We start from the raw sequence: 24,568 nt of genomic DNA, 5'->3' as shown, positions 1-24,568 counted from the left end.
TGAACCGTACCGGGTTTGTCGGAGACCAAGCTTTCTGAGAGAATGTCCCGATGAAAAAAGTAAAATATACCCCTGAAATCAGAGAAAGAGCGGTTCAATTATTGATTGAATCTGAAAAAGATTATCCTTCTACTTGGGCTGCAATCACAGCAATTGCGCCTAAGATTGGTTGTACTCCTGAAACACTTCGTGCCTGGCATCAAAAGCATTTAGATCAGCAAAATCCTATTAAAGTACAACAGATATCTGATCAAGAAAAAATGAAGCAAATGGAACGTGAAATTAAAGAATTAAAGCGTGCCAATGAAATTCTACGTAAAGCAGCCGCTTTTTTCGCCCAGGCGGAGCTCGACCGCCCACACAAATAATGGTGGATTTTATCCATAATAATAAAGAGCTGTACGGAGTCGAGGCGATTTGTAGAATTTTACCGATCGCACCTTCAACCTATTACCGGACTCTAGATCTCTGCGAAAATCCAGAACATCGAGCAAAGCGAGATTTACATGACTTGCATCATGCTGAGGAGATTAAACGAATTTGGAAAGAAAGTTCAGGTCGATACGGTGTGCGTAAGGTCTGGCAACAACTGAAACGTGAAGGCTATGTGATTGCACGTTGTACAGTTGCTCGATTGATGCAGAAGCTAGGTATACAAGGTGTTTGGCGCGGTAAGAATAAACAAACTACCCGTAGCCGGGATGACCAAAAACGGGCAGATGATTTAGTGAAACGTAATTTTAGTGCTGATCATCCAAACCAACTATGGGTCGGTGACTTTACGTATATTCAAACTCATTCAGGCTGGGTCTATACCGCCTTTATTATTGATGTGTTTTCACGAGCAATTGTTGGATGGAAAGTATCTACACGGATGAATACAGATATGGTGCTCGATGCATTGGAGCAAGCATTGCATGATCGAGGCATGCCAAAGAATGTGATTCACCATAGTGACAGAGGGGTTCAATATCTTTCCATTCGCTATACCAATCGTTTAGAAGCAGCAAATTTACGAGCATCAGTCGGTACGACCGGTGATTCATACGATAATGCTTTGGCTGAAACAGTGAATGGCTTATACAAAACAGAGGTGATTAAATATTTAAAAGCAGATTGGCAAGGTTTAGCGGATGTACAACTTGCGACATTAAATTGGGTAGATTGGTTCAATAAAGAGCGTGTACATAGTGCACTAGGTTATGTGCCACCTTTTGATTTTGAAGCAATGTACTATGATAAGATTAACCCGTTAGGTCAGGTGGCCTAACTTAAATAAAAAACTCTCCGACAAACCCGGTACGGTTCAAACAGCCACAGCAATACCAGCTAAACCTGCAGCAATACCCCCACCAATAACAGCCATATTGCTGAAAATCGATGCATCTTTATATAAATAATCTGTGAAATTTTCTATTGGCGAATAATTTACTTCAGTGAATAAACCTTCTGCATTTAATCCATCTAGATTTAATTCAAAATACTGACCTTCAGCATTTTTAACGACCATTTGATTTGCATTAGAGCCTGAATAATAATCTTTAACAGTGACTTGCTCACCAGATTCCAAGTTAATGGTTAAATCTTCACCTGTCTTTGCAATGCTTTTAATTTGTTCTTGTTCAACATTTAACTCCACAACAACTGGATTTGTTGTAGCACCATTTTCAACAACTTTCCCTGTTGTTTTATCAAAAATTTTATATATAGACATATCCCCACCCAAAACCAAGTAATTTACTAAACTTTATTTATCAAATATTTTTTAATAATTCAACAACAAAAAATAGCTTGAAATTAACACTTAATAGTTAAGAATTACTTAAATATAACCTATATCATTGTTTTTTATATTTTTTTAAAAAATGATTTAATACAAAATAAACCGAAAATTTTAAATTATCAATAACTTAACAAAAACAACAATACTTACAAATAAATCACAAAAAAAACAATAATAGATTTTAAAATCACCATATTAATTAAATAAAAGATATATTATTCACGAAAATATTATCACTTTAGAGAATTACTTATAAAAAAAAGAGGATTTAAAAATCCTCTTTTTTCCAAACTAAAATATATAGCTATTATTTTTTCTGTACAAGGATCGAACCAACTGAATAACCTGCACCAAATGAACATAGAACACCATATTCACCATTGTTCACTTCATTCGCAGTACGATGCAATGCAATAATTACACCTGCAGATGAAGTATTTGCAAATTCGTCCAAAATAATTGGCACAAGTGCAGGGTCTGCTTCAGCTACTTGCTTACCAACAACAAGTTTAAGAATTAATTCATTCATACTTGCATTGGCTTGATGTAACCAAAAACGCTTCACATCTGTTGGATCAATTTCATTTTTCACTAATTGCTTAGTAATCATTTTTGCAACAAGTGGACAAACTTCTTTGAAAACTTTACGACCATCTTGACGGAAACGCTTATCGTCAGTATCTGTTGTTTCACTTGGGTTTAAGAAACCAAAGTTATTACGAATATTGTTTGAGAATTGCGTGAATAAATTAATATCTAGAACTTCAAAACCAGATTTAGTTTCTGTTTCTTCAATAATCGATGCTGTCGCAACATCACCAAAAATAAAGTGACAATCACGTGAACGGAAATCTGTATGACCCGATGTAATTTCTACATTTACAAGTAATACACGACGCGCACCCGCTTTAATTGCATCATAAGCCTGCTTAATACCAAATGTTGCAGCAGAACATGCAACATTCATATCATAAGCATAACCTTGAATACCAAGTGCAGTTTGAATTTCAATAGCTACAGCAGGATAAGCACGTTGTAAGTTAGAACAAGATAAAACAACCACATCGATGTCTTCAGCAGTAACGCCCGCATTTTCCATCGCTTGTTTCGCAGCTGTTACACCCCACTCAGCTTGAAGTGATAATTCATCATCTGAACGTTCACGTAATGTTGGACGTAGACGATTGATATCTAGAATCCCTGTTTTTTCTGAAACATAACGACGTTTTACGCCAGATGCTTTTTCAATAAATTCTGCGCTTGAACCACGTAGCGCTTCTAGCTCGCCTGCTGCAATTTTTTCAGCGTTATCTTGGTTATAACGTTCCACATAAGCATTTAAACTATCAACCAATTCTTCGTTGGTGATAATATCTTCTGGGTGATATAGGCCAGTACCTGTAATGCGGATGCCCATGTAAAACTCCTTCTCGAAATTACTTATATATTAACTTATTCCAAGCTTATCCCATACTTTTTGTATGCGTGCTGGTGAAATTGGCATTTTTGTCTTCATTGGTTGCGCAAATAATGAAATTCTAAGCTCTTCAACCATAAAATAGACTTCTTTAAGACGTGCATCATTTTTATATTTAAAGAGTTTTTCCATCCAAGGATCAACATCAACAATGGCTGCATTATCTCGTGTTAAATTATTCGGTAAGCGATCAAGTCGCTGTACCAATGCTTTTAAATAGCGTGGAAATTCTTGCCAAACATCGGGTGATTTCTCATATACAAAGTTTGACAACATCATCAAATCGAGCTGATCTTCAACATCATCAATATTCTTTCCAAAGATTGAGTCATCCAAAACCAACAACTTACGACGAATATCCTGCCATTGAATATAAATATCACTCATCAAACTTAAAGCCGTTTGACCATGCGTTAAGAAATTTTTCTTCACATCTAAAACGAGCTTTTGAAATTCTTCAGCATTTACAGGAAGCGTATTCACTGACATTTGTAACGTTGCATACACTAACATTTGCTCTAACTTGGCTTTATCACCCAATGGCGAATATGCCAAAGCAAGTGGTTTAGATATTTGTTTTTTCAATTGTCGGGTTAAATCCCCCAACTGCATATGCACCAAATGAATAATACCGTCACGATGTTTTTTAATGGCTTCTACCTGATCATTAAAAGTTTGAATGACCACACCAGATTCATCTTTTTGCTCTAAATTTACAAAAGCTTTGTTTGGGACCAATGCTTGATATTGCTTAACAATTACGCCTGTTACCTTTTGCGATGCTTCAAATACAAAACTTTCAGGAAAGCTTTTAAATTCACCTTTTAATTGTTTTACAGGGCTATGTGTTTCTGTACGACAACGTGCTTTTAATTCTGCTAAATCACGTCCATGTTCAATCACACGCCCTTTTTCATCTATTACTTTAATAAATGGTAATAAATATTCATCTACACGTTCAAAGGAAAAATCTTTTTCAGAGATTTGATCGCCACGTAATTGATAAGCCAAGAAATTAAAGATATGTTCACGTAAATTGACTGCATCTACACGTGACATTAGTTTGCGCGCTGTATCGGGAATTGGCACCAAATGACGTCGTTTGTCTTTAGGCAATGCTTTTAATAAGGCTTCTATTAAATCTTGACGCCAACCTGGAATTCCCCAAGACCAAATATTTTCATCTACCTGAGGAAGTGCTTGCACAGGAATTTTAACCGTCGCACCATCTTGATCATGACTTGGGTCAAAACGATAACTAGCAGCTAAACGCAACTCACCATTACGTAAAAAATCAGGAAATTGTTGCGTTGTTGGACGATCATTCATCCAAAGCGCATCATCTTCTACAAATAAATAGCGTGGATTTTTCGGCTCAACTGTCGCACGCCAGTCTTCAAACGAACGACGGCTTGCCACTTCAGGCGGTACTTTAGATGCATAAAATTGATAAATGGTTTCTTCATCGACCACCAAATCTCGACGACGCAACTTATCTTCAACACGCTCCACTTCTTCTAATTTGAGTAAATTGTGTTTTAAAAATGGTGGTGTAATGCCCAAATTACCTGTGGTTAAACCATCTCGAAGGAAGATTTCATGCGCAGCAGGTTGATCGACTTTTTCATAATTGATTGGGCGTTTAGGCTCAATAATTAAGCCGAATAATGAAATTTGATCGTAAGCATTTACTACACCTGCTTTTTTAGACCAATGCGGTTCGAAATAGTGATGTTTCAACAAATCGCCCGCGGCAAGTAAAATCCATTCGGGTTCAATTTTTGCAAGTGTTCGAATATACACTTGAGAGGTTTCCACCATCTCAAATGCCATCACCCAAGGCGTATTAGTCTTATGCAAACTCGATGCAGGGAAAATTCGGGTCTTTTGTTGGCGTACAGCCATAAAGACATTTCGCTCATCGGTTTTATTGGCGATAAACGATAATAATCCTGTTAAAAGTGCACGATGAAGATTCTCGTAATTGGCTTTCTTTTCATTGAAAGACAGTTTTAAACCTTTGGCTAAATCGACCAACTGTTCGTGGGTTTTTTTCCATTCACGTAAACGAAGCCAACTTAAAAAATGATTTCGTGCAAATGTACGACGTTTATTTTCGCTCATTTCACGATTAGAAATTAATGTTTCCCAAAGCTTAATGTAGAACAAAAAGTCTGAATCTTCTTCACGGAATAAAGCATGCTTTTGATCGGCTTGCATTTGCTTATCTGCAGGACGTTCCCGCGGATCTTGCACAGCCAAAGCAGCAACAATAATTAAAACCTCATTGAGCACACCAAAATGTGCCCCACCCAAAATCATTCGTGCAAGACGTGGGTCAATGGGCATTTTCGCCATTTGTTGACCAATTTTGGTAAGGGAATCTTCCTTACTTTGAGTAAGTTTCCCTTTTTCAATAAGTGAGGCGTTCTTCGCCGCAAGAGAGGGATTAGTTTCAGCAGAATCTCCCCCTTGCGCAGTAGCGCTGCTCACTCTTTGTAAAAGAGAAGGATTTTTCTTCTCCACCATCGCCCCAAGCTCAATTAAAAGCTTACGACCATCATTTACTAAACGATGATCAGGTGGTTCAATAAAATCAAAATCATCGAATGTGCCTAAACCCAAACTTTGCATTTGTAAAATTACAGATGCCAAATTAGTGCGTTTAATTTCAGGTTCAGTAAATTCAGGACGACCCTGAAAATCATCTTCAGAATAAAGACGAATACATACACCTGGTGCAATACGACCACAACGCCCTTTACGCTGATTCGCAGATGCTTGCGACACAGCTTCAATAGGCAAACGTTGTACACGAGAACGGTAGTTATAACGTGAAATACGCGCAAAACCACTGTCAATGACATAGCGAATATTGGGCACAGTTAATGCAGTTTCCGCAACGTTGGTGGCAATAATAATGCGTCGACCACCACCCGTTGGATTGAAGATTTTTTGTTGTTCACCTAAAGCCAAACGTGCATATAAAGGTAAAATTTCTGTATGCCGTGGTCCAAACTTCTGTAAAGTTTCTTGAAGCTCACGAATTTCTTGTTCTGTACTCGCAAAAATTAAAGTATCTGCGTATTCAGGATGTCCTTTATCTTGAGCATCTTTGAAACATTCTTCTACTGCGGCAACAACTGCACGTGGCAAGTTTTCTTCAAAATCATCAAATTCATCATCATCACTTCCTACAATGCTCATTTCTGAAATTGGACGATAACGAACTTCTACAGGAAAACTACGACCTTCCACTTCAAAAATTGGCGCACTATTAAAGTAATTTGAGAAGCGATTTACATCTAATGTTGCTGAAGTAATGATGACTTTTAGATCTTTACGACGCGGTAAAAGCTGTTTTAAATAACCCATAATAAAATCGATATTCAGCGAACGTTCATGCGCTTCATCGATAATAATCGTATCGTATTTCGTTAAAAATCGATCATGAGATAATTCTGCAAGCAAAATACCATCTGTCATTAAACGGACAATAGAGTCCTGCGAACCTTGCTCATTAAAACGAACTTTAAAGGAAATCGATTCCCCTAATTTTTCGCCTACTTCTTCTGCAATACGCTGAGATACGCTACGTGCGGCTAAACGTCGTGGTTGAGTATGACCAATTAAACCTGTTAAACCGCGCCCCGCAAGCATGGCAATTTGTGGTAATTGAGTGGTTTTACCCGAACCTGTTTCACCTGCAACAATAATCACCTGATGCCTTTGAATGGCTTCAATAAGTTTGTCGGCAGATTGAGTTACTGGTAAATCTTGATTGAGTTTAATATTTGGAATACGTGCAATTCGTTCACGTACTTTTGCATTTGATTTTTCTAGTAATTCTTGATGTTGTTTTTCATTGGCGTCTTTACCTTTACGCAATCGATTTAAACGGTGAAGATCTTTCGCCATCACCATATTTTCAACATTTAAATCTTTCGCAACCAAGTGAACGCCCTACAGCTAAATTAAAAGAGAATATTCTACCTGTTTTCAAATAGATTCCCAATCATTGCAGCGCAATGTTTTTACGATAATTAAGCAATCTATTTTTTAGATACAACATATTCTCAAATAACGGCTTTTATCAATTCCATATTAAGCCACTTTTAAAGCCTTATTATTGAATGCATTCAGCTCATTTTTCATAAATTCTTAGTTATATAATTTCAAAATGGTATGTTGTCTTTTACAAAAATTTATCTTTTAAATCAGGCAATGTATTTAATCATGCGACAAACACAGACATGAGGATCATTAAAACAATATTTTTCATGTTTTATTTTCTAAATAAATAGAATAAATATTAAACAATATCAAGTATTACCAAAATAAAACCAAATGATATTTATTTAATTATTTTAACTATCACCCTTGATTTTTTAATGGGAAGACTCCATGTTTAAGAAAGCACTTGAAAGACAATTCTTGTCATCTAACCATCATCTATCTTTTGTTAAATGATAAGAATTGTTTGTGTGCTGAAAAGCTAAATTTACTTAAATTCGGTTTTTCCGATTTTAGTTATGTAAAAATACTATTTCAGCAAAACCAATAATTTCTATAATCTAATAGAAAACCAAGACTCACCTCAATCATGGAGACAATGATGAGCTTAATTAATACTGAAGTTAAACCGTTTAAAACAACTGCATTCCAAAATGGTCAATTCATTGAAGTAACTGAAGCTGATCTTAAAGGCAAATGGTCAGTAGTATTTTTCTACCCAGCTGACTTCACTTTCGTTTGCCCAACTGAACTTGGTGACCTTGCTGACAACTACGCTGAATTCAAAAAATTAGGCGTTGAAATCTACTCAGTTTCTACTGACACTCATTTCACTCACAAAGCTTGGCACGATTCTTCTGAAGAAATCAAAAAAATCGAATACGTAATGGTTGGTGATGCTAACTGGACTCTTGCTAAAAACTTTGACGTATTAATCGAAGCTGATGGCCTTGCAGATCGTGGTACTTTCGTTATCGATCCTGAAGGTAAAATCCAAATCGTTGAAATCAACGCTGGCGGTATTGGTCGTGATGCTTCTGAACTTCTTCGTAAAGTTAAAGCAGCTCAGTACGTTCACGCTCACCCAGGTGAAGTTTGTCCTGCTAAATGGAAAGAAGGCGATGCAACTCTTGCTCCTTCAATCGACTTAGTTGGTAAAATCTAATTTCAAATTAGATTGAACTGATTCAAAAAAACCACGCTTTTTAGCGTGGTTTTTTTATTCTTATATTCAACATTCTTATCTACAAGCATCTACAAATAATGAATATAAATCTTAGATTTATACGTTGTTTCATTTCTCATTTGTGATATACATAAATAACCTAGTTAGCAAAATAAAAGAAATTCTTACATGACCTAAAACATGATAATAACGAGGTTGCTTATGGAAAAAACAATTGTCGTCACCTTTTATAAATACAATGCAACATCAAGATATTTAAAGATTTTTTACGATGATGGAAGCGCAGACTTATTTCACCCTGTTCCTGAATTTATCTACAACAATTTAGTACGATGTAGCGATAAAACATCTTTTGTTCATAAGTACTTAGAATACGACCTCAACTTTAAACGTGTTTCTATGCAATAAAAAATAAAGCCATCAAGCAGTTTTGATGGCTTTTTCTCAATCCTCACCATCTTTACTCATTAATTGCGTGTAGCTAAAAATAGTCCCGCACCAACAGCTAAAGTCGTTGTGTTAAAGTTTAGATTTTCACGAACTAAATTTAAAAAACCTTCCACTTCCGATGCATGAGAAAGCACATTATCCACCACTAAAAGCCCACCTTTTGCCTTTAAGATGTGCTGTAAAGCATTCCAATAATCACAATATGCATCACGTTCTGCATCCAATAAAATAAAGTCGAATTGCTCTGTAGTTTTGCTCAAATAGTCCTGAGCATCTGTAACAAGAAACTCAATAACATGATCAAGTGAAAAATCTATTGCATTTTTCCGTGCAAGTTCAGATCGTGTAGCATCAATCTCTAATGTTGTGATTTTTGCTGAAGTTGATTCTGCCGCATGCGCCAGCCATAAAGTGGAATAGCCTGTAGATGTGCCAATTTCTAGAATGCGCTTAGATTGTTGTGTCCGAATTAAAACATTTAACAATTCTGCAGATTCAGGTTCAATATTTCGATAACGACTTAAACGATCCGAATATGCTTGATCATGTGCTTGAAACTGTTGATACAACACATCTATTTTTGCTAAGAAATCCAAGCTCATTTACATTCCTTTTCACTTAATGTTCTTTTAATTATTCCGTTTCTTGAATTAACTTAAAGCGTTCAATTTCACGATCATCTGCTGTTGTAATGGTTTCAGTAAACATAGTTAATGGACGCACCCACATTGAATAATCCCCATACAAACATTGATAAACCACAACTTGCTCTCGTGTTTCACTATGCGTTGCTACATTAAAAACTTGATATAAATTGCCTTTATAATGTTGATAAATCCCTTTTTTCAAACTCATATTCATTACTCATTTTTTCAATACTCACTATCATAATCAGATTCATTTTATTTTCATCAAAATATTCTTAATTATGAGTTTAATTTTTAAATTACGTGAAAACTACTTGAAAACCATCATTTCAACACCATATTTGTATTTAGAGACTCACACATATATTGTTGATTAATTGTACTATTTAATCAATTAATCCAAAAAACCGATTATTAGCATAAAAACAAACTGTTTCACCTATTTAATGGTTTGTTCTATGATTCTCTCATCAAATAAACATTTACTCCTTTGGAGACGTTAGCAATGTTAGATCAAAATACTTCAGCTCAATTAAAAACACTTCTTGAACGCCTAGAAAGCCCTATCGAAATTGTCGCTACTTTAAATGGCTCTGATAAATCAGACAAAATTAAAGAATTGGTTTCAGAAATCGCTGCGCTTTCTGATCAAGTGACTGCTCGTTTTGACGGTACGAATGCTCGTGCGCCAAGTTTTGGTATTGCAAAAGTAGGTGAACAACCACGTGTAAACTTTGCAGGTTTACCGATGGGCCATGAGTTCACATCTTTGATCTTGGCATTGTTACAAGTTTCAGGTTATGCACCAAAAGTATCTGACGATGTTTTAGCTTCTATCAAAGCTTTAAATCTAACAGCTGACTTTGATGTATTTGTCTCTTTAAGCTGCCATAACTGCCCTGATGTTGTTCAAGCGCTTAACTTAATCGCGATCAACAACCCAGGTACAACAGCAACCATGATTGATGGTGCATTCTTTCAAGATGAAGTTGAAGAACGCAAAATCATGGCTGTTCCAATGTTATTCCAAAACGGTGAACACATTGGTCAAGGTCGTATGACTTTAGAAGAGATCATTGCAAAATTAGATACAAACTCTGCTGCAAAAGATGCTGAAAAATTAAATGCCAAAGAAGCATTTGATGTATTGGTGATTGGTGGTGGCCCTGCAGGTAACACATCTGCAATCTATGCTGCTCGTAAAGGCATTCGTACTGGTATCGTGGCTGAACGTATGGGCGGTCAAGTGATGGATACGATGGACATCGAAAACTTCACGTCAGTTCAAAAAACACAAGGTCCTAAGTTTGCTGCTGAAATGGAAGCACACGTTCGTGAATATGGTGTAGACATCATGAACCTACAACGTGTATCTGACATTAAAGGTGCAGATCAAACAGCCAATGGTTTAGTTGAAGTCACTTTAGAAAACGGTGCCAAACTTGAATCTAAAACTGTGATTCTTTCGACAGGTGCACGTTGGAGAGAAATGAACGTTCCGGGTGAACAAGAGTACCGTACACGTGGTGTAGCTTACTGCCCACACTGTGATGGTCCATTGTTCAAAGGTAAACGTGTTGCTGTGATTGGTGGTGGTAACTCAGGTGTAGAAGCAGCCATTGACCTTGCAGGTATTGTTGAACATGTAACACTTGTTGAGTTTGATACAAAACTTCGTGCTGACCAAGTGCTTCAAGATAAATTAAACAGCTTGCCAAACACCACTGTAATCAAAAATGCGTTATCTACAGAAGTGGTTGGTGATGGTTCACAAGTGACTGCACTTAAATATAAAGACCGTGCAACAGATGAAATTAAAACGGTTGAACTTGCTGGTATCTTTGTACAAATTGGTTTGTTACCAAACACAGATTTCTTAAAAGAAACAGCTGTTGAACTTTCAAACCGTGGTGAGATTGTAATTAACGAACGCAACGAAACCAATGTACAAGGTGTGTTTGCTGCAGGTGACTGTACAACAGTTCCGTACAAACAAATCATCATTGCAACAGGTGAAGGCGCGAAAGCATCGTTATCTGCTTTTGATTACATTATTCGTAGTGGTCTTTAAGTTTTGAAATAAACGAAAAATCACAAGAAAGGCTTAGTATCGAAAGATGCTAAGCCTTTTTTTTATTAGAAGTTTTTAAAAAAAATTTACATTTAATAAACAATAATAGATATTCTTATATTAGAAAAATAGATTATATTTTCAACTAACCCAAACTATGGGTATAACAAAAGGAAAATCAGAATGAATAAACTATTTATTGCTTTAGGTCTTGTTGCTACTGTTGCGCTAGTGGGATGTAACAAAGAAAAAGCGCCTGAGACAGGTGCAACTACAGGTGAACACTTAGAAAATGCTGCTTCTCAAGCTGCTCAAGACATTGCGACAGCAACTGATCATGCTGCTTCTGAAACAAAATCTGCAACTGACACAGCTACTGCTAAAATTAATGCAGCTGCCGATGAAGCTGCTGCTAAAACAGCTGCTGCTGCTGATGATGCTAAAGCCGCTGTAAAAGATGCAACTGCACATGTTGCAGGTGCCGTTGAAAAAGGCGCTGCTGACGTTAAAGAAAAAGTTCAGCAATAATTCCAAATATAAAAAAGAAGCCTCAAATTTGAGGCTTCTTTTTTATTTCGCAGATAAGAATTTTTATTTACTTGATTGATCCACCAAATATTGGTTATGGTTCATTCAGCATTCAATATAAGAGAGCTTCACATGTATTCACATCATCATGAAAATCACCTGATCCAACGTGCAGGTTGGTTACGCGCTTCAGTTTTGGGTGCAAATGATGGAATCATCTCCGTTACAAGCTTAATTATAGGAATGGCTGCAAGTGGTGCTTCTACTCAAACATTACTAATTACATGTATTGCAGGTTTAATTTCAGGTGCTATCTCTATGGCGGCAGGTGAATATATTTCGGTAAAATCTCAAGTTGATATTGAAGAAGCCGACTTACATACTGAGCGTAAAGAGCTTGAAAAAAATCCTGAATTAGAATTGAAAGAGCTTACACATATTTATGTTTTACGTGGCTTAGAACCTAATTTAGCCCATGAAGTCGCCATTCAACTCACAGCTCATAATGCATTAGAAGCACATGCCCGTGATGAAATTGGAATTCATGAGAATACATCTGCCAACCCATTACAAGCTGCAGGGTCTTCTGCCCTTGCCTTTTCTTTAGGCGCACTATTTCCAATGTTTGCAATATTACTTAGTCCTGAAGGCCTAGTTGATAAAACGGTGATGATTGTTGGGATTATCTCATTGGCAATTTTAGGTGCAATTTCAAGTTATTTTGCAGGAACATCCATTCTTCGAGGCTGTTTACGCGTGACCTTATGGGGCGTTCTCGCTATGGGATTCGCAAGCTTAGTCGGTTCATTTTTTGATGTAAGTACATTTTAATGACCTAAAAATCAATTTCTTTATAAATATAACTGATTTATAAAATCAGTTATATTCAGCATTAATTCAAGCTTTAGTCCCTTTTTATAATATTTTAAAACTTTAAATGTTTTAAAATAATCCTACTTTTTTAGTCTTATCTATTTCTCCCATGTCTATTATTGCAGCGCCTGCAAATCGATCTAATGTATCGGTTTGGGTGGCATTTATTTTGTTAATTATTGGTACTCTTGGTGCATATCAGGTTGTTGGTCTTAATCAAGCATTATTGTTCTTGATTGGTGGCGCACTTGGCATGACTTTGTATCATGCATCTTTTGGCTTTACATCAAGCTGGCGTGTATTTATTAAAGAACGTCGTGGGCGTGGTTTACGCGCACAAATGATTATGCTTGCCCTTGCAGTTTTACTGTTCTTCCCTGCTTTAGGTACAGGTGAATTATTTGGTAATCCTGTTAAAGGTAATGTTAGCCCCGTTTCGATGTCTGTCATGATTGGTGCCTTTATCTTTGGTATTGGCATGCAATTAGGCGGTGGCTGTGCTTCAGGTACGCTTTATACTGTGGGTGGTGGTAGTGCTCGTATGATCGTGACGCTTTTCTTCTTCTGCCTTGGTTCTTTAATTGCGACTTCACACATTGGTTGGTGGTTTGCACTTCCTCATTTAGAGCCTATTTCACTTGTAAGTAGTTTGGGCGTTGCACCTGCTTTAGTACTTAACTTTGTATTATTTGCGGTAATTGCTGCAATCACTATATTTGCAGAGAAAAAGCGTCATGGTTCACTTGAAGTTGAACCTAAAAGTTCACATCAAGGTTGGAAACGTTTTATTCGTGGACCGTGGCCACTCATTTGGGGTGGAATCATTCTTACCCTTCTTAACTTTGCAACGCTTGCGCTTGCAGGTCGTCCTTGGGGTGTGACTTCTGCACTTGCTGTTTGGGCTGCAAAATCTGCAAGTTTTGTTGGTGTAGATGTAGCATCTTGGGCATATTGGCAACAACCTGCAAATGCGAAAGCACTTGCTGAATCTTTATGGTTCGACATTACTTCAATGATGAACTTCGGGATTATGATTGGTGCTTTATTTGCAGCAAGCCTTGCAGGTAAATTTGCACCTAACTTTAATATTCCAAAACGCTCTTTAATTGCTGCTGTTGTAGGTGGTTTATTATTAGGTTATGGCGCACGTTTAGCGTATGGCTGTAACATTGGTGCTTATTTTAGTGGTATTGCATCTGGTAGCTTACATGGTTGGTTGTGGCTTGTTTTTGCATTTATAGGTAACGGTGTTGGTGTAAAACTTCGCCCTATTTTCTTCCCTAATGAAAAACCAAAACCTGAACAACTAACAGGTTGCTAATAGAAAAATGAATACGAAAAAGCCCATCATGAGATGGGCTTTTTTTATCACTGAAATTTCAATATTGATTGAAATCTAAATTGAGTTTTGATGGTTTTTCCAAGATATACCCTTCTTTTTCATATAAATATAAACACCAATTTGCAGTGCTATAAAATACATCAAATTTCTAAGAAGATTTACCCATAATTCCTTGTTTCCAAAGAGAAGTTCAACAGATAATAAAAAAATTACCAATGACAAATGTAAATACAAAGTATGTTTGAAATTTTGACTTTGTGCCGCATATGCATTGTAATAACCTATTAGAATCAAACCGATAAACATAACACCAATTGCAGCAGCAATTCCCCAATAGACAAAGTCCTCAGGTGTATAGTCCAAAATTGCCATAAATACAGCCGTTATAACTGCTAAAGCAAAAAATGAAAGAATTATATTTTTAATATAATATTTGATTAGCATACTTATTCTCTTGATCAAACATCCAAACCCTTATACTCAGTTTACCCCCAAATACTCCCGAGAAATACAATTAAAAATTTATATGTATTATCCATAATTGTTTTAATTCCCCATCCATCCTCAACTTTTATTGCTATATCAAATTAACTGAATCAACTTCCATCTCAAAATAAATGCATCATTTACTACTAATTTCTTAAACACAATGAATGTAAATTATGAGCAAAAAAAAAGCCCCGAAGGGCTTTTTTAAATCTTTAAATTACGCTTTCTTTTTCAAAGTCGCATCTAAAACTTCTTTATCTAAAGCTTTGTCCCAACGCGCAACAACAATAGTTGCACACGCATTACCAACTAAGTTCGTTAATGCACGGCATTCAGACATGAAACGGTCAATACCCAGAATCAATGCCATACCTGCAACAGGAACCGCAGGAACTACAGACAACGTTGCAGCTAAAGTAATAAAGCCTGCACCCGTTACACCTGCCGCACCTTTAGAACTAATCATAGCAACGAGTAATAATGTTACTTGTTCGCCAATAGAAAGATCGATATTACAAGCTTGTGCAATGAACAATGCAGCCATTGTCATATAGATGTTTGTACCATCTAAGTTAAATGAATAACCTGTTGGAATAACCAAACCTACAACTGACTTTTCACAGCCTGCTTTTTCCATCTTGTCCATTAAAGTCGGTAAAGCCGCTTCAGAAGAAGATGTACCCAATACAAGCCATAATTCATCTTTAATATAACGAATTAAATCAATAATTGAGAAGCCATTGTATTTCGCTACAGCACCCAAAATCACAAGAATAAATAACAATGATGTGATATAGAACGTTGCGATTAATAACATTAAGTTACCAATACTTGAAATACCGTATGCACCAATTGTAAATGCCATCGCACCGAAAGCACCTACAGGAGCAAACTTCATTAACATACCAACAAGCTTAAATACAGGTGTTGTTAAATGATTCAAGAATTCTGTAACGGGTTTCCCTTTTTCACCAACACTCGCAACAGCCAAACCAAACAACACTGCAACAAATAATACTTGTAAGATTTCACCACCAACCAATGGACTTACCAAAGTCTTTGGAATGATGTTCATGAAGAAATCTACAATAGATGCATCATGAGCTTGCTCGACATAAGTCGCAACTTTATCACCTGCAAGATGTGTAGGATCGATATTCAAACCTTTACCAGGTTGAATAATATTTGCAACGATCATCCCCACAACAAGCGCTAAGCTAGAGAACGTAATAAAGTAAAGCATCGCTTTACCTGTTACTCGACCTACTGAACCCATATTCGTCATACCGGCAATACCAGTACATACTGTTAAGAAAATTACTGGCGCAATAATCATCTTCACAAGCTTAATGAATGCATCACCAAGTGGTTTTAAACTTTCACCAAGTTCAGGAGCGAAGTGACCTAATGCAATACCCGCAAGAATTGCAAAAATGACTTGTAGATATAAAATTTGATAGAACTTTTGCTTTTTAGGCGGCTGAGCATGCTCATCTGCGTGAATATCCATGGGAGACCCTTTAACAAAATCCAAAACATTTAAAAAGCTATATGTTTACAGTAACTATAAACAATAACTACAAAAAATAACTGCGAGGATTTTAATGAAAAGCAAGTGCCAATGATAGTAATCGCTCTAAACCTTTAGTCTAATATTTATAAATAAAATACACATCAATTTCATATAGTTAACTATTATTTGTTTGAATTTGAATCAAAAAATATACAAAAATAATGCATCAAAATCCGTTCAAAGCTCAATAATTAAACAATACAATTCATATAAAATAGATATTAATTAATTAAATACAATTACTTAATTATATGGATGATTGATTAATGACGAATTAATGATTAATTAATCGATTTTAACCAGGCTCCGTCGTTTTATATCTATTTTCAGATACCACTATTTTTCTTATTTATACTTAATACACATCAATACCTATCATTTGATGATAGGCATTGGAAAAACTCGTAATTACAATGCCTCTTTTAAATTACAACCGTAACCCATGACCTGTTGTACTTGGCGATACGTTGTATATCTATTCAAGATAAAATCATAAAAAAGATCGGCCGATGAAAAGTCTTGTTGAAGATTTTCTTGTGCAGCATTTGGCAATTTTAGTTCTTTAACTAAATTTAAGTTGTAATGACCCAGTCGATACATCTCTGTAAAGTAGCCATTCATTAAATCACAATAAGCAACTTTGGTCGGCTTTAACGATGTACTTGCAACCAAATGCATATTTAATGTTTTCAAATTATCTACATCAAGCGGAAGTTGGTGTGCAAAAGCAATACTTTCATCTTTTTTGAATTGTTTAAAATCTAAAGATAATTTTTTATTTAATTGCTCAAAACGTGTCTGCAAAGTTGCGACATCCGCAACTTTATATTTGCTTTCATCTATTACAGGTTTGACCTCTTCTGTTTTCGAACAACCTATAAAAGCAACACTTGCAATTAAAGTCGCGCAAAGCAACGGCTTCATTTTGATCTCACATTTAATATTCAACAATGCATATCATTATGCATGAAATAATCTCATTAACCGCGAGTTTTAAAGTGTCTTTTCATTCATATAACGCCAATAGCGTTTTGGTACATACTGAATATGAAGCTTCATGTTCTTACGTGCCTGAATATTTACACTATTAAAGTAATCTTTCCACAATTGATCATAAAGCACCTCATCATCATCTAGTTCAATACTAAAACTTTGACTGTGCCCTATTTGAAGTTGCGTATCTATTTCATGTGCATTCATTTCAATTTGATGCACAGTATCTAAATCATAATAAATACCGAATTTACGTTGCTCATCATAAATGAGCCATTTTTGATCTTGATAACGTGATTTAAAATGCTTTTCTATGAGTGGTAATACATTAAAATCGGGTTTGACCAAACTTAAAAATAACCCATCTTTACACTTTTTAAAGCGAACAAAAGCTTCCATTCGATGCTTTTCACGCCCCACTTGCTTTGCCCATTGTGAAATACCCAAAACATTTGGATGACCAAAATTTCGATCTACAGGCTTTTGTGACCGAAACACATAAATCGCAAAATTCAAGCAATGCTGAAAAGCCTCTTCTTGTTCAGATAAAAAACTGTAATAAAAGTGTCTTAGGCTATTTGCAGAAGTTTTTTGCTTGAGCCCTTGCCAGACACGTTGTGCATGTTCTTCATTTGAAGCCACCACGACAAAATCATCAAATAAGCCATTTTGACTGTGCTCGTTTGCTGTAATGTTGATGTCAAATTCTGTGAACTGAAAACTACGAAACACACAACTCAACAATCCTGTGAATGTTCCATCAAAATAATAAGTCGCCATTAGAAACCAAATCCTAATTGAGGTGAAAGCTGTTGGGTATATTTAGACTGTCCCGATTGTAAAATTTGTCTACGGATTTGCGCAGCTTGCTGTTCTTTTTGGAACTTTTTACTATCTGTACAGCGAATAAAATGTTGCGCACGATTATATGAAACACCCATTTGCTTTAGTTGATCGATATGAATTTGCCCAAAACGACGTGCTTGTACAATTTTTTTGGCAGATTTCACCCCAATTCCAGGAACACGTAAAATCATTTTGTAATCTGCGCGGTTAATGTCTACAGGAAAAGCCTCAGGATGACGCAACGCCCAACTCAGTTTTGGGTCTATATCTAAATCTAAATTAGGATGTTCATCATCTACAAGTTCATTGGCATCAAAACCATAAAAACGCATCAACCAATCACTTTGGTATAAACGGTTTTCACGTAATAATGGTGGTGCAGAACCAACTGCAGGCAAAGCTTTTTCTTCTTCATTAATTGGAATATAACCAGAAAAATAAACCCTTTTTAACTTAAATGTTTTGTAATGATGATCTGCCATTAAAATAATATCTTTGTCAGATTCGTTATGCGCTCCCACCACCATTTGTGTGGTTTGCCCCGCAGGTACAAATTTTGGTGTCGAGCGAATAACCTGTCGTTCTTCTTTTAACTGAATGAGACGATCTCGCACAATGCCTAAATCTTTTTGCACTTCTGCATGTGATTTTTCAGGTGCAAATTTCTGTAAACCTGCTTCCGTTGGCATCTCTAAATTAATACTCATACGATCTACATACAAACCTGCTTCAGTAATAATTTCCTGAGATGCACCAGGAATGGTTTTTAGATGGATATATCCATTAAAATTTTCTTCTAATCGTAATTTTTTGACCACCTGAAGCATTCGCTCCATGGTGTAATCCGCAGATTTAAAAATCCCTGAACTTAAAAATAGCCCTTCAATATAATTACGGCGATAAAAGTTCATGGTTAAATCGACCACTTCTTGCACTGTAAATGCTGCCCTTTTCACATCATTTGAACGACGTGAAACGCAATATGAGCAATCGAAAATACAGACATTAGAAAACAAAATTTTTAACAAAGACACACAGCGACCATCTTCTGTATAGCTATGGCAAATACCCGAACCAGTATTACCTAAGCCCTTATCTTTATTTTTGCGGTTACTACCACTCGATGAACATGAAACATCATATTTGGCAGCATCAGCTAAAATTTGCAGTTTTTCACGAATACGATCAGACATGGGAGATGTAATTTAAGATAAAAACTGATTATAAAATTTATATGAAAAATACGATGACCAATCATCATAATTACGACAGAGCTTGACGCTTAAAATGTAAAAAATCCATTCAGTTTTATTCTATTTATAAAGAAAATACTGAGTATTATTTGCCAAATATTAAAGGCTTAGGCAAAGTGTAATAAGCAATATGGAGTATGCAAATGAGTTTATTAAACACCTTAGGAATTAAACACCCTATTTTACTTGCCCCTATGGCAGGTGTATCAACACCTGAACTTGCGGCTGAAGTATCAAATCAAGGTGGCTTTGGTTCACTCGGCTTAGGTGCAAGTTCAGTTGATGTAGCTCATAAACAAATTTTGCGCACTCAAGAATTAACAGATCAGCCATTTCAAGTGAATTTCTTTTGTCATGAAAGCTCTGCTTTAAACAGTGAAGTTTCACAAAAGTGGATTGAACTTTTTGCCGATAAATTAAATGAATTTGGTGCGGATGTACCCACCACACTCAACTGTATTTATCCTAGCTTTAAAGATAATGATGATTTTCTAAATCTAGTTTTAGAAACCAAACCTAAAGCCGTTAGTTTTCATTTTGGTATTCCTCATGCTCATCAAATTCAGGCTTTAAAAAATGCAGAAATTATCACACTCGTTTCTGCAACAAATTTAGCCGAAGCTAAAGCCATTGAAGCAGCAGGTATCGATATCATTATTGCTCAAGGTATTGAAGCAGGCGGACATAGAGGAATTTTCAACGAAACTTTTGATGCAGCAATTACAACATCCGACCTTGTTCAACTCATCAAAAAAAATTGCACACCTCCTGTAATTGCAGCAGGTGGAATTATGAATGGTCATCAAGCTAAACAGTTTTTAGAATTAGGTGCAGATGCCGTACAACTTGGAACTGCTTTTGTACAATGCAAAACTTCTAGTGCAAATGATACTTATCGTAAGGCTTTATTTGATCAACCCCTTACCCAAATTACAGCCAGTATTTCTGGTCGTCCTGCACGAGGAATTATCAACCACTGGCATAAAGAAATCGATACACCAAACCGCCCTGCCGTTCCTGCATATCCATATACTTACGATTTAGGTAAACAACTTCATGCGGCTGCATCAAAAAATAATGATTATGGCTATGGCGCATTTTGGGCAGGTGCAAATGTTTCTGAGATTCGCGAATTAGAAGCAACAGACTTAATAAACCAACTTATTTTAGAAATGCAGTTTTAAACGATGAATTTTACAAGCATGACATTTCAAACTTCACCACAGTATTTTAATGTGAATTTTAACGGTTTTAATTTATCTGCATCATCTTTAGAACCCACCACTAAACGTCAAAGTTTAATGATTCACGGAGGTGCTCGTTCTCAAGAAGTATTTCTTCATTTAAGGAATTTACTCGCATATCACGATATTGGTTCAATTGCTTTTGACTGTATTGGTCATGGTCAATCGACTGGGAAATTAGCGGATTCTTCATTAAAAAGTCGTACCCAACAAGCATTGCATTTATTACAACATCAAGAAACAAAAATTGATGTATGTATTGGTGTGAGTATGGGCGCTTATAATGCAATTCAATTAAGCAAAAATCTTCAGCTAGATGCGTTAATATTATTTGTTCCCGGTGTTTATACGCCAGAAGCATATAACATTAATTTTGGTGAACAATTTAGTGAAATTATTCGGACTAAAAATAGTTGGTTAGATTCTGATGCTTGGGAAATTCTTCGTGATTTTAAAGGTAAACTGCTCATAATTTCTGCCGAAAATGATGAAGTCGTTCCAAATCAAATTCCTGAGAAACTTTTTGCATCAGCCTCACAATGTGCGTGGAAACATCATTTTATTGTTCCTAAAGCACAACATAAAGGCATTATGGATTACATCTTTAACTCAAATGAATTAAAAGATGAGTTTTATCTTCAACTAAAAAAATGCTTATCAATTTAAGATAAGCATTTGAAAAAACTTTAAAACACCAAAATAATCATGTAAATATTAAAGCTCTTTCATAAAACCCTCTCCTATAAGGAGAGGCAACGTCAGTTGTGAATTTATGGGTACCTAAAAAGTGATTTGGAAATAACTCTAATTAAAGTGACTGAATTCGTATAGGAAATAGGTCATAAAATTTACACAATAAAATTAAGTAAAGTATCGAATATTTCTTGGCATAGAATCTAGAGTATTAAAAACCCGCATTTAGCGGGTTTTGTTTTTTCATTTCGTTTCTAATAAATTGACATGTTCAACTTGAACATCACTCATGATTTCACCATGAATTAGTAAATTATTAAAGTAATCTTCTACTACTTTATATTGTTCAACAGTCGATTCAACTTTGTACATACTTTGGCGAAATTCATTACTTGAACGCAAACCTTTTGTGTACCACGCAATATGTTTACGTGAAATACGGCATCCTGAATATTCACCATAAAATTCATAAAGCTCTGATAAATGTCCTAACAACACCTCTTTTACTTCTTGAATACTTGGTGCAGCTAAGTGTTCGCCTGTTTTTAAATAATGTGCAATTTCACGAAAAATCCAAGGTCGACCTTGTGCAGCACGACCAATCATCACCGCATCTGCGCCTGTATAATCAAGTACATATTTGGCTTTTTCAGGACTGTCGATATCACCATTGGCAATCACAGGAATACTAAGCATGTCTTTAACATCTTTAATTAAAGAATAACGTGCAGTATTTAAATACATATCTTCACGGGTACGACCATGCAAAGCGAGTGCAGCAATGCCTGCTTCTTCTGCACGTTTTGCAACTCGCATAATATTTTCATGACCGTTTAAATAACCCAAACGTGTTTTCAAAGTCACAGGCACATCAACTGCAGCAACAACAGTATCTAAAATGCGAGCAACTAAATCTTCATCTTGTAAAAGTGCAGAGCCTGCAAGCTTATTACAAACTTTTTTTGCAGGACATCCCATATTAATATCAACAATTTGCGCGCCATTTGCCACTTGATAACGTGCAGCTTCAGCTAAATCTGCTGGTTCAGAGCCTGCAATTTGCGCTGATATTGGAGCAAGCTCACCATCAAAGTTGGCACGATATAAGCTTTTCTTACTCATACGCAAAGTTTTATCAGACGTCATCATTTCACTAACAGCATGCCCCGCACCAAAATACTTGCACAGTGTTCGAAACGGGCGATCAGTTACTCCTGCCATCGGAGCGACAATCAAATTATTTGACAGTTGATAAGGACCAATATACATATATATTCTTAACTTTTACGACTTGCATAGTATACTGCATCTACCCATTGGGCTCATCATCTCTAATCGAGTTTTCATCAATATGAAAGAAAAAGTTGTTTTTTCAATGCTTAAACCTTTGTCAGTTTTAGCTTTAGCTATTGGATTAACCGCATGTGGTGATAGCTCTTGGTGGGCGAAAGATGAGCCAACATTAAAGCAAGAACAGCTCAAGCGTTTGTTACCAAACCGAGTAAGTGACCGTGAATCTTGGTCTAAAGATATCTACGATATTTCTGAACAATTTGGTATTCCGCAAACCAAAGAAAATATGTGCTCCATTATTGCTGTGGTCGATCAAGAATCAAATTTCCACGCAGATCCTGAAGTTGCAGGCTTAGGTGCTAAAGCGGTTAAAGAAGTTCAAGAACGCTTAGAAGAAAAATTTACAGATAAATTGGGCGATACCATTGGCACACCAATCGCGGCTTACTTCCAAGATGTCTTAAAAAATCAACCAAGTCCTGAAGATAACTATTTAAGTCAAATGCGTCGTGTAAAAACAGAACGTCAACTCGATGAACTGTATCGTGAAATTTTTGATTATATGTCGAAGCATTATCATGTGAGTGCTTTAACAGGTGCGGCAAAACTTGTTGGACAAGATATTGGCGAGAAAATGAATCCAATTACCACATTGGGTTCTATGCAAGTACATATTGGTTATGCCAAAGAACATAAACGCCAAAGTGGCAGCATTGCCGATTTACGCACAGACTTATATAGCCAATATGGTGGTTTATATTACGGTATTCATCGTTTAATGATGTACTCTGCTAAATACGATAAACCTATTTATCGCTTTGCCGACTATAACTCTGGTCGCTATTCAAGTCGTAATGCTGCATTCCAAAGCATGCTGAATGACTTAACCACAGCAGAACTCGATTTAGATGGTGACTTACTCCTTTATAATAAAGATGGTAATGCTAAATCGACTCAAAGCCAATCTGAACGTGAATTGATTAATGTATTTGCCAAAAATAATGTTTTGGTGACTCCGCGCCAAATTCGCTTAGACTTGAAAAAAGAAAAAGATAAAGACTTCGAAGATACAGCAACCTATAGAGCTATTTCTAAGCTCTATAAAGAAGCAACAAATAAAGAACCAATCTATGCAATGATGCCTGAAGTGGTCATTACAGGACCAAAACTAAGCCGTGATTACAACACAAATTGGTTCGCTTCACGCGTAAACGGACGCTTTGAAACATGTATGAGAAAAGCAAAAAATATAAAAATCTAGCATTATTCGACTTTGATGGAACCCTGTATAAAAAAGATAGTTTCACAGGGTTCATTTTCTATGCGCTATCTAAGAGACATATCATAAAACAAGGATTTAAAATTTTACCTTGGATTCAGGCTTATTATTTAAAGGCCTATCCTGCACATGCAATGCGTCCAAAACTCTTTCATGCCATGTTTAAAAATAGTCATGTCGATGAAATTGACGCGATCGCGCAAGAATATGTACATCATATTCACAAAAACTATAATGCTGAATTATTAGCAAGATTACACGATCATCAAGCTTTAGGGGCTTTGTTGCACAAAGATTTGAAATGCAAAGCGCCCCTAATTGAGCCAAATTTAAGGCGTAACTTGGGTAAGTGGTCGACCTAATTCCGTAAATCTGTTAAGGACTGCTACACGTGCATGGATCTCATTCACTTGGCTATCAAAACTCCTTGCACTGAGTTTATCTCCTAATAATTTGATGCAATGCATCTTAGTTTCAACCAAACTTCGCCGATGATAGCCTGACCATTTTTTCCATAGTGTCCTGCCTAAACGT

At 36.1% G+C, this 24,568-nt stretch carries 21 protein-coding genes, 2 pseudogenes and 1 other annotated feature; of the genes and pseudogenes, 11 read left to right on the top strand and 12 right to left on the bottom strand.

The features are described 5' to 3' along the window. Window positions 1-50 precede the first annotated feature (50 nt). A protein-coding gene (locus A6M14_RS07780) for an IS3 family transposase (RefSeq protein ID WP_152874409.1) occupies window positions 51-1,270 on the top strand; the annotation gives its coding sequence in 2 pieces (ribosomal slippage) (window positions 51-327 and window positions 327-1,270; 1,221 coding nt in all). Further along, window positions 326-442: a sequence feature (AL1L pseudoknot), on the top strand. (Overlaps the previous gene by 117 nt.) Before the next feature lie 36 nt (window positions 1,271-1,306). Here A6M14_RS07780 and A6M14_RS07775 read toward each other — a convergent pair. From A6M14_RS07775 to A6M14_RS07765, 3 genes are all read right to left on the bottom strand, one after another. Beyond that, window positions 1,307-1,714: a BapA/Bap/LapF family prefix-like domain-containing protein gene (locus A6M14_RS07775; protein WP_152874408.1), complete on the bottom strand. Its 408-nt coding sequence runs from the start codon at window positions 1,712-1,714 to the stop codon at window positions 1,307-1,309. 376 nt (window positions 1,715-2,090) lie between these two features. Further along, on the bottom strand, window positions 2,091-3,200 hold the full coding sequence (locus A6M14_RS07770; protein ID WP_152874407.1) for a beta-ketoacyl-ACP synthase III: 1,110 nt from the start codon (window positions 3,198-3,200) through the stop codon (window positions 2,091-2,093). A 30-nt stretch (window positions 3,201-3,230) separates the two neighbouring features. Continuing rightward, window positions 3,231-7,184, bottom strand: coding sequence for a DUF3418 domain-containing protein (locus A6M14_RS07765; RefSeq protein ID WP_187349132.1), 3,954 nt, complete (start codon window positions 7,182-7,184; stop codon window positions 3,231-3,233). 691 nt (window positions 7,185-7,875) lie between these two features. On the opposite strand from A6M14_RS07765, the gene ahpC reads away from it, so the two are divergent. Further along, entirely contained in the window at window positions 7,876-8,439 is a 564-nt protein-coding gene (gene ahpC, locus A6M14_RS07760) for an alkyl hydroperoxide reductase subunit C (RefSeq protein ID WP_152874406.1), read from the top strand. A 222-nt stretch (window positions 8,440-8,661) separates the two neighbouring features. Beyond that, window positions 8,662-8,868 carry a KTSC domain-containing protein gene (locus tag A6M14_RS07755; RefSeq protein ID WP_152874405.1) on the top strand — a complete coding sequence of 69 codons (207 nt, stop codon included), beginning with the start codon at window positions 8,662-8,664 and terminating at the stop codon, window positions 8,866-8,868. A gap of 59 nt (window positions 8,869-8,927) precedes the next feature. Here the strand turns inward: A6M14_RS07755 and A6M14_RS07750 are convergent, their stop codons facing one another. Both A6M14_RS07750 and A6M14_RS07745 read right to left on the bottom strand, forming a co-directional pair. After that, on the bottom strand, window positions 8,928-9,512 hold the full coding sequence (locus tag A6M14_RS07750; protein ID WP_152874404.1) for an O-methyltransferase: 585 nt from the start codon (window positions 9,510-9,512) through the stop codon (window positions 8,928-8,930). Window positions 9,513-9,543: 31 nt separating this feature from the next. Next, window positions 9,544-9,765, bottom strand: coding sequence for a DUF1653 domain-containing protein (locus A6M14_RS07745; RefSeq protein WP_152874403.1), 222 nt, complete (start codon window positions 9,763-9,765; stop codon window positions 9,544-9,546). A 297-nt stretch (window positions 9,766-10,062) separates the two neighbouring features. On the opposite strand from A6M14_RS07745, the gene ahpF reads away from it, so the two are divergent. The 4 genes from ahpF (at window position 10,063) to A6M14_RS07725 (ending at window position 14,350) form a co-directional block, all read left to right on the top strand. Next, window positions 10,063-11,628: an alkyl hydroperoxide reductase subunit F gene (ahpF, locus tag A6M14_RS07740; RefSeq protein WP_152874402.1), complete on the top strand. Its 1,566-nt coding sequence runs from the start codon at window positions 10,063-10,065 to the stop codon at window positions 11,626-11,628. A 183-nt stretch (window positions 11,629-11,811) separates the two neighbouring features. After that, complete coding sequence (locus tag A6M14_RS07735) at window positions 11,812-12,156, top strand: hypothetical protein (protein ID WP_152874401.1); 345 nt, start codon at window positions 11,812-11,814, stop codon at window positions 12,154-12,156. A 132-nt stretch (window positions 12,157-12,288) separates the two neighbouring features. After that, on the top strand, window positions 12,289-12,987 hold the full coding sequence (locus A6M14_RS07730) for a VIT1/CCC1 transporter family protein (RefSeq protein WP_152874400.1): 699 nt from the start codon (window positions 12,289-12,291) through the stop codon (window positions 12,985-12,987). A 151-nt stretch (window positions 12,988-13,138) separates the two neighbouring features. Next, window positions 13,139-14,350: a YeeE/YedE family protein gene (locus A6M14_RS07725; RefSeq protein ID WP_152874399.1), complete on the top strand. Its 1,212-nt coding sequence runs from the start codon at window positions 13,139-13,141 to the stop codon at window positions 14,348-14,350. A 75-nt stretch (window positions 14,351-14,425) separates the two neighbouring features. Here A6M14_RS07725 and A6M14_RS07720 read toward each other — a convergent pair whose 3' ends face one another. The 5 genes from A6M14_RS07720 to A6M14_RS07700 form a co-directional block, all read right to left on the bottom strand. After that, window positions 14,426-14,815, bottom strand: a complete 390-nt coding sequence (locus tag A6M14_RS07720) for a hypothetical protein (RefSeq protein WP_152874398.1) — start codon at window positions 14,813-14,815, stop codon at window positions 14,426-14,428. A 262-nt stretch (window positions 14,816-15,077) separates the two neighbouring features. Then, window positions 15,078-16,370 carry a dicarboxylate/amino acid:cation symporter gene (locus A6M14_RS07715; RefSeq protein ID WP_152874397.1) on the bottom strand — a complete coding sequence of 431 codons (1,293 nt, stop codon included), beginning with the start codon at window positions 16,368-16,370 and terminating at the stop codon, window positions 15,078-15,080. A gap of 471 nt (window positions 16,371-16,841) precedes the next feature. Next, window positions 16,842-17,357 carry a hypothetical protein gene (locus A6M14_RS07710; RefSeq protein WP_152874396.1) on the bottom strand — a complete coding sequence of 172 codons (516 nt, stop codon included), beginning with the start codon at window positions 17,355-17,357 and terminating at the stop codon, window positions 16,842-16,844. Between the two features lie 69 nt (window positions 17,358-17,426). Next, on the bottom strand, window positions 17,427-18,206 hold the full coding sequence (locus A6M14_RS07705) for a TIGR03915 family putative DNA repair protein (RefSeq protein ID WP_152874395.1): 780 nt from the start codon (window positions 18,204-18,206) through the stop codon (window positions 17,427-17,429). Then, window positions 18,206-19,465, bottom strand: a complete 1,260-nt coding sequence (locus tag A6M14_RS07700; protein ID WP_152874394.1) for a putative DNA modification/repair radical SAM protein — start codon at window positions 19,463-19,465, stop codon at window positions 18,206-18,208. The genes A6M14_RS07705 and A6M14_RS07700 overlap by 1 nt, the downstream gene beginning before the upstream one ends. 203 nt (window positions 19,466-19,668) lie before the next feature. Here A6M14_RS07700 and A6M14_RS07695 point away from each other — a divergent pair, with 203 nt between their 5' ends. Together A6M14_RS07695 and A6M14_RS07690 are read left to right on the top strand one after the other, a co-directional pair. Further along, on the top strand, window positions 19,669-20,709 hold the full coding sequence (locus A6M14_RS07695; protein ID WP_152874393.1) for an NAD(P)H-dependent flavin oxidoreductase: 1,041 nt from the start codon (window positions 19,669-19,671) through the stop codon (window positions 20,707-20,709). An 18-nt stretch (window positions 20,710-20,727) separates the two neighbouring features. After that, window positions 20,728-21,435, top strand: a complete 708-nt coding sequence (locus A6M14_RS07690) for an alpha/beta fold hydrolase (protein WP_171500258.1) — start codon at window positions 20,728-20,730, stop codon at window positions 21,433-21,435. A 270-nt stretch (window positions 21,436-21,705) separates the two neighbouring features. Here the strand turns inward: A6M14_RS07690 and dusB are convergent, their stop codons facing one another. Further along, window positions 21,706-22,731 (bottom strand): tRNA dihydrouridine synthase DusB, encoded by a 1,026-nt coding sequence (dusB, locus tag A6M14_RS07685; protein ID WP_152874391.1) that lies wholly within the window; start codon window positions 22,729-22,731, stop codon window positions 21,706-21,708. A gap of 82 nt (window positions 22,732-22,813) precedes the next feature. Here dusB and A6M14_RS07680 point away from each other — a divergent pair, with 82 nt between their 5' ends. Together A6M14_RS07680 and A6M14_RS07675 are read left to right on the top strand one after the other, a co-directional pair. Continuing rightward, window positions 22,814-24,016 carry a DUF1615 family protein gene (locus A6M14_RS07680; RefSeq protein ID WP_152874390.1) on the top strand — a complete coding sequence of 401 codons (1,203 nt, stop codon included), beginning with the start codon at window positions 22,814-22,816 and terminating at the stop codon, window positions 24,014-24,016. Next, window positions 23,983-24,312 (top strand): annotated as a pseudogene (locus tag A6M14_RS07675) (HAD family hydrolase); the annotation flags it as partial. The gene A6M14_RS07680 and the pseudogene A6M14_RS07675, both read left to right, overlap by 34 nt. Before the next feature lie 51 nt (window positions 24,313-24,363). On the opposite strand, the pseudogene A6M14_RS07670 reads toward A6M14_RS07675, so the two are convergent. Further along, a pseudogene (locus A6M14_RS07670) lies at window positions 24,364-24,568 on the bottom strand (IS5/IS1182 family transposase); the annotation flags it as partial.

Origin of the sequence: Acinetobacter portensis, from assembly GCF_009372215.1 — a bacterium.
In the GTDB taxonomy this organism is placed as follows: domain Bacteria; phylum Pseudomonadota; class Gammaproteobacteria; order Pseudomonadales; family Moraxellaceae; genus Acinetobacter; species Acinetobacter portensis.
This window is presented reverse-complemented; position numbering and strand designations above follow the sequence as displayed.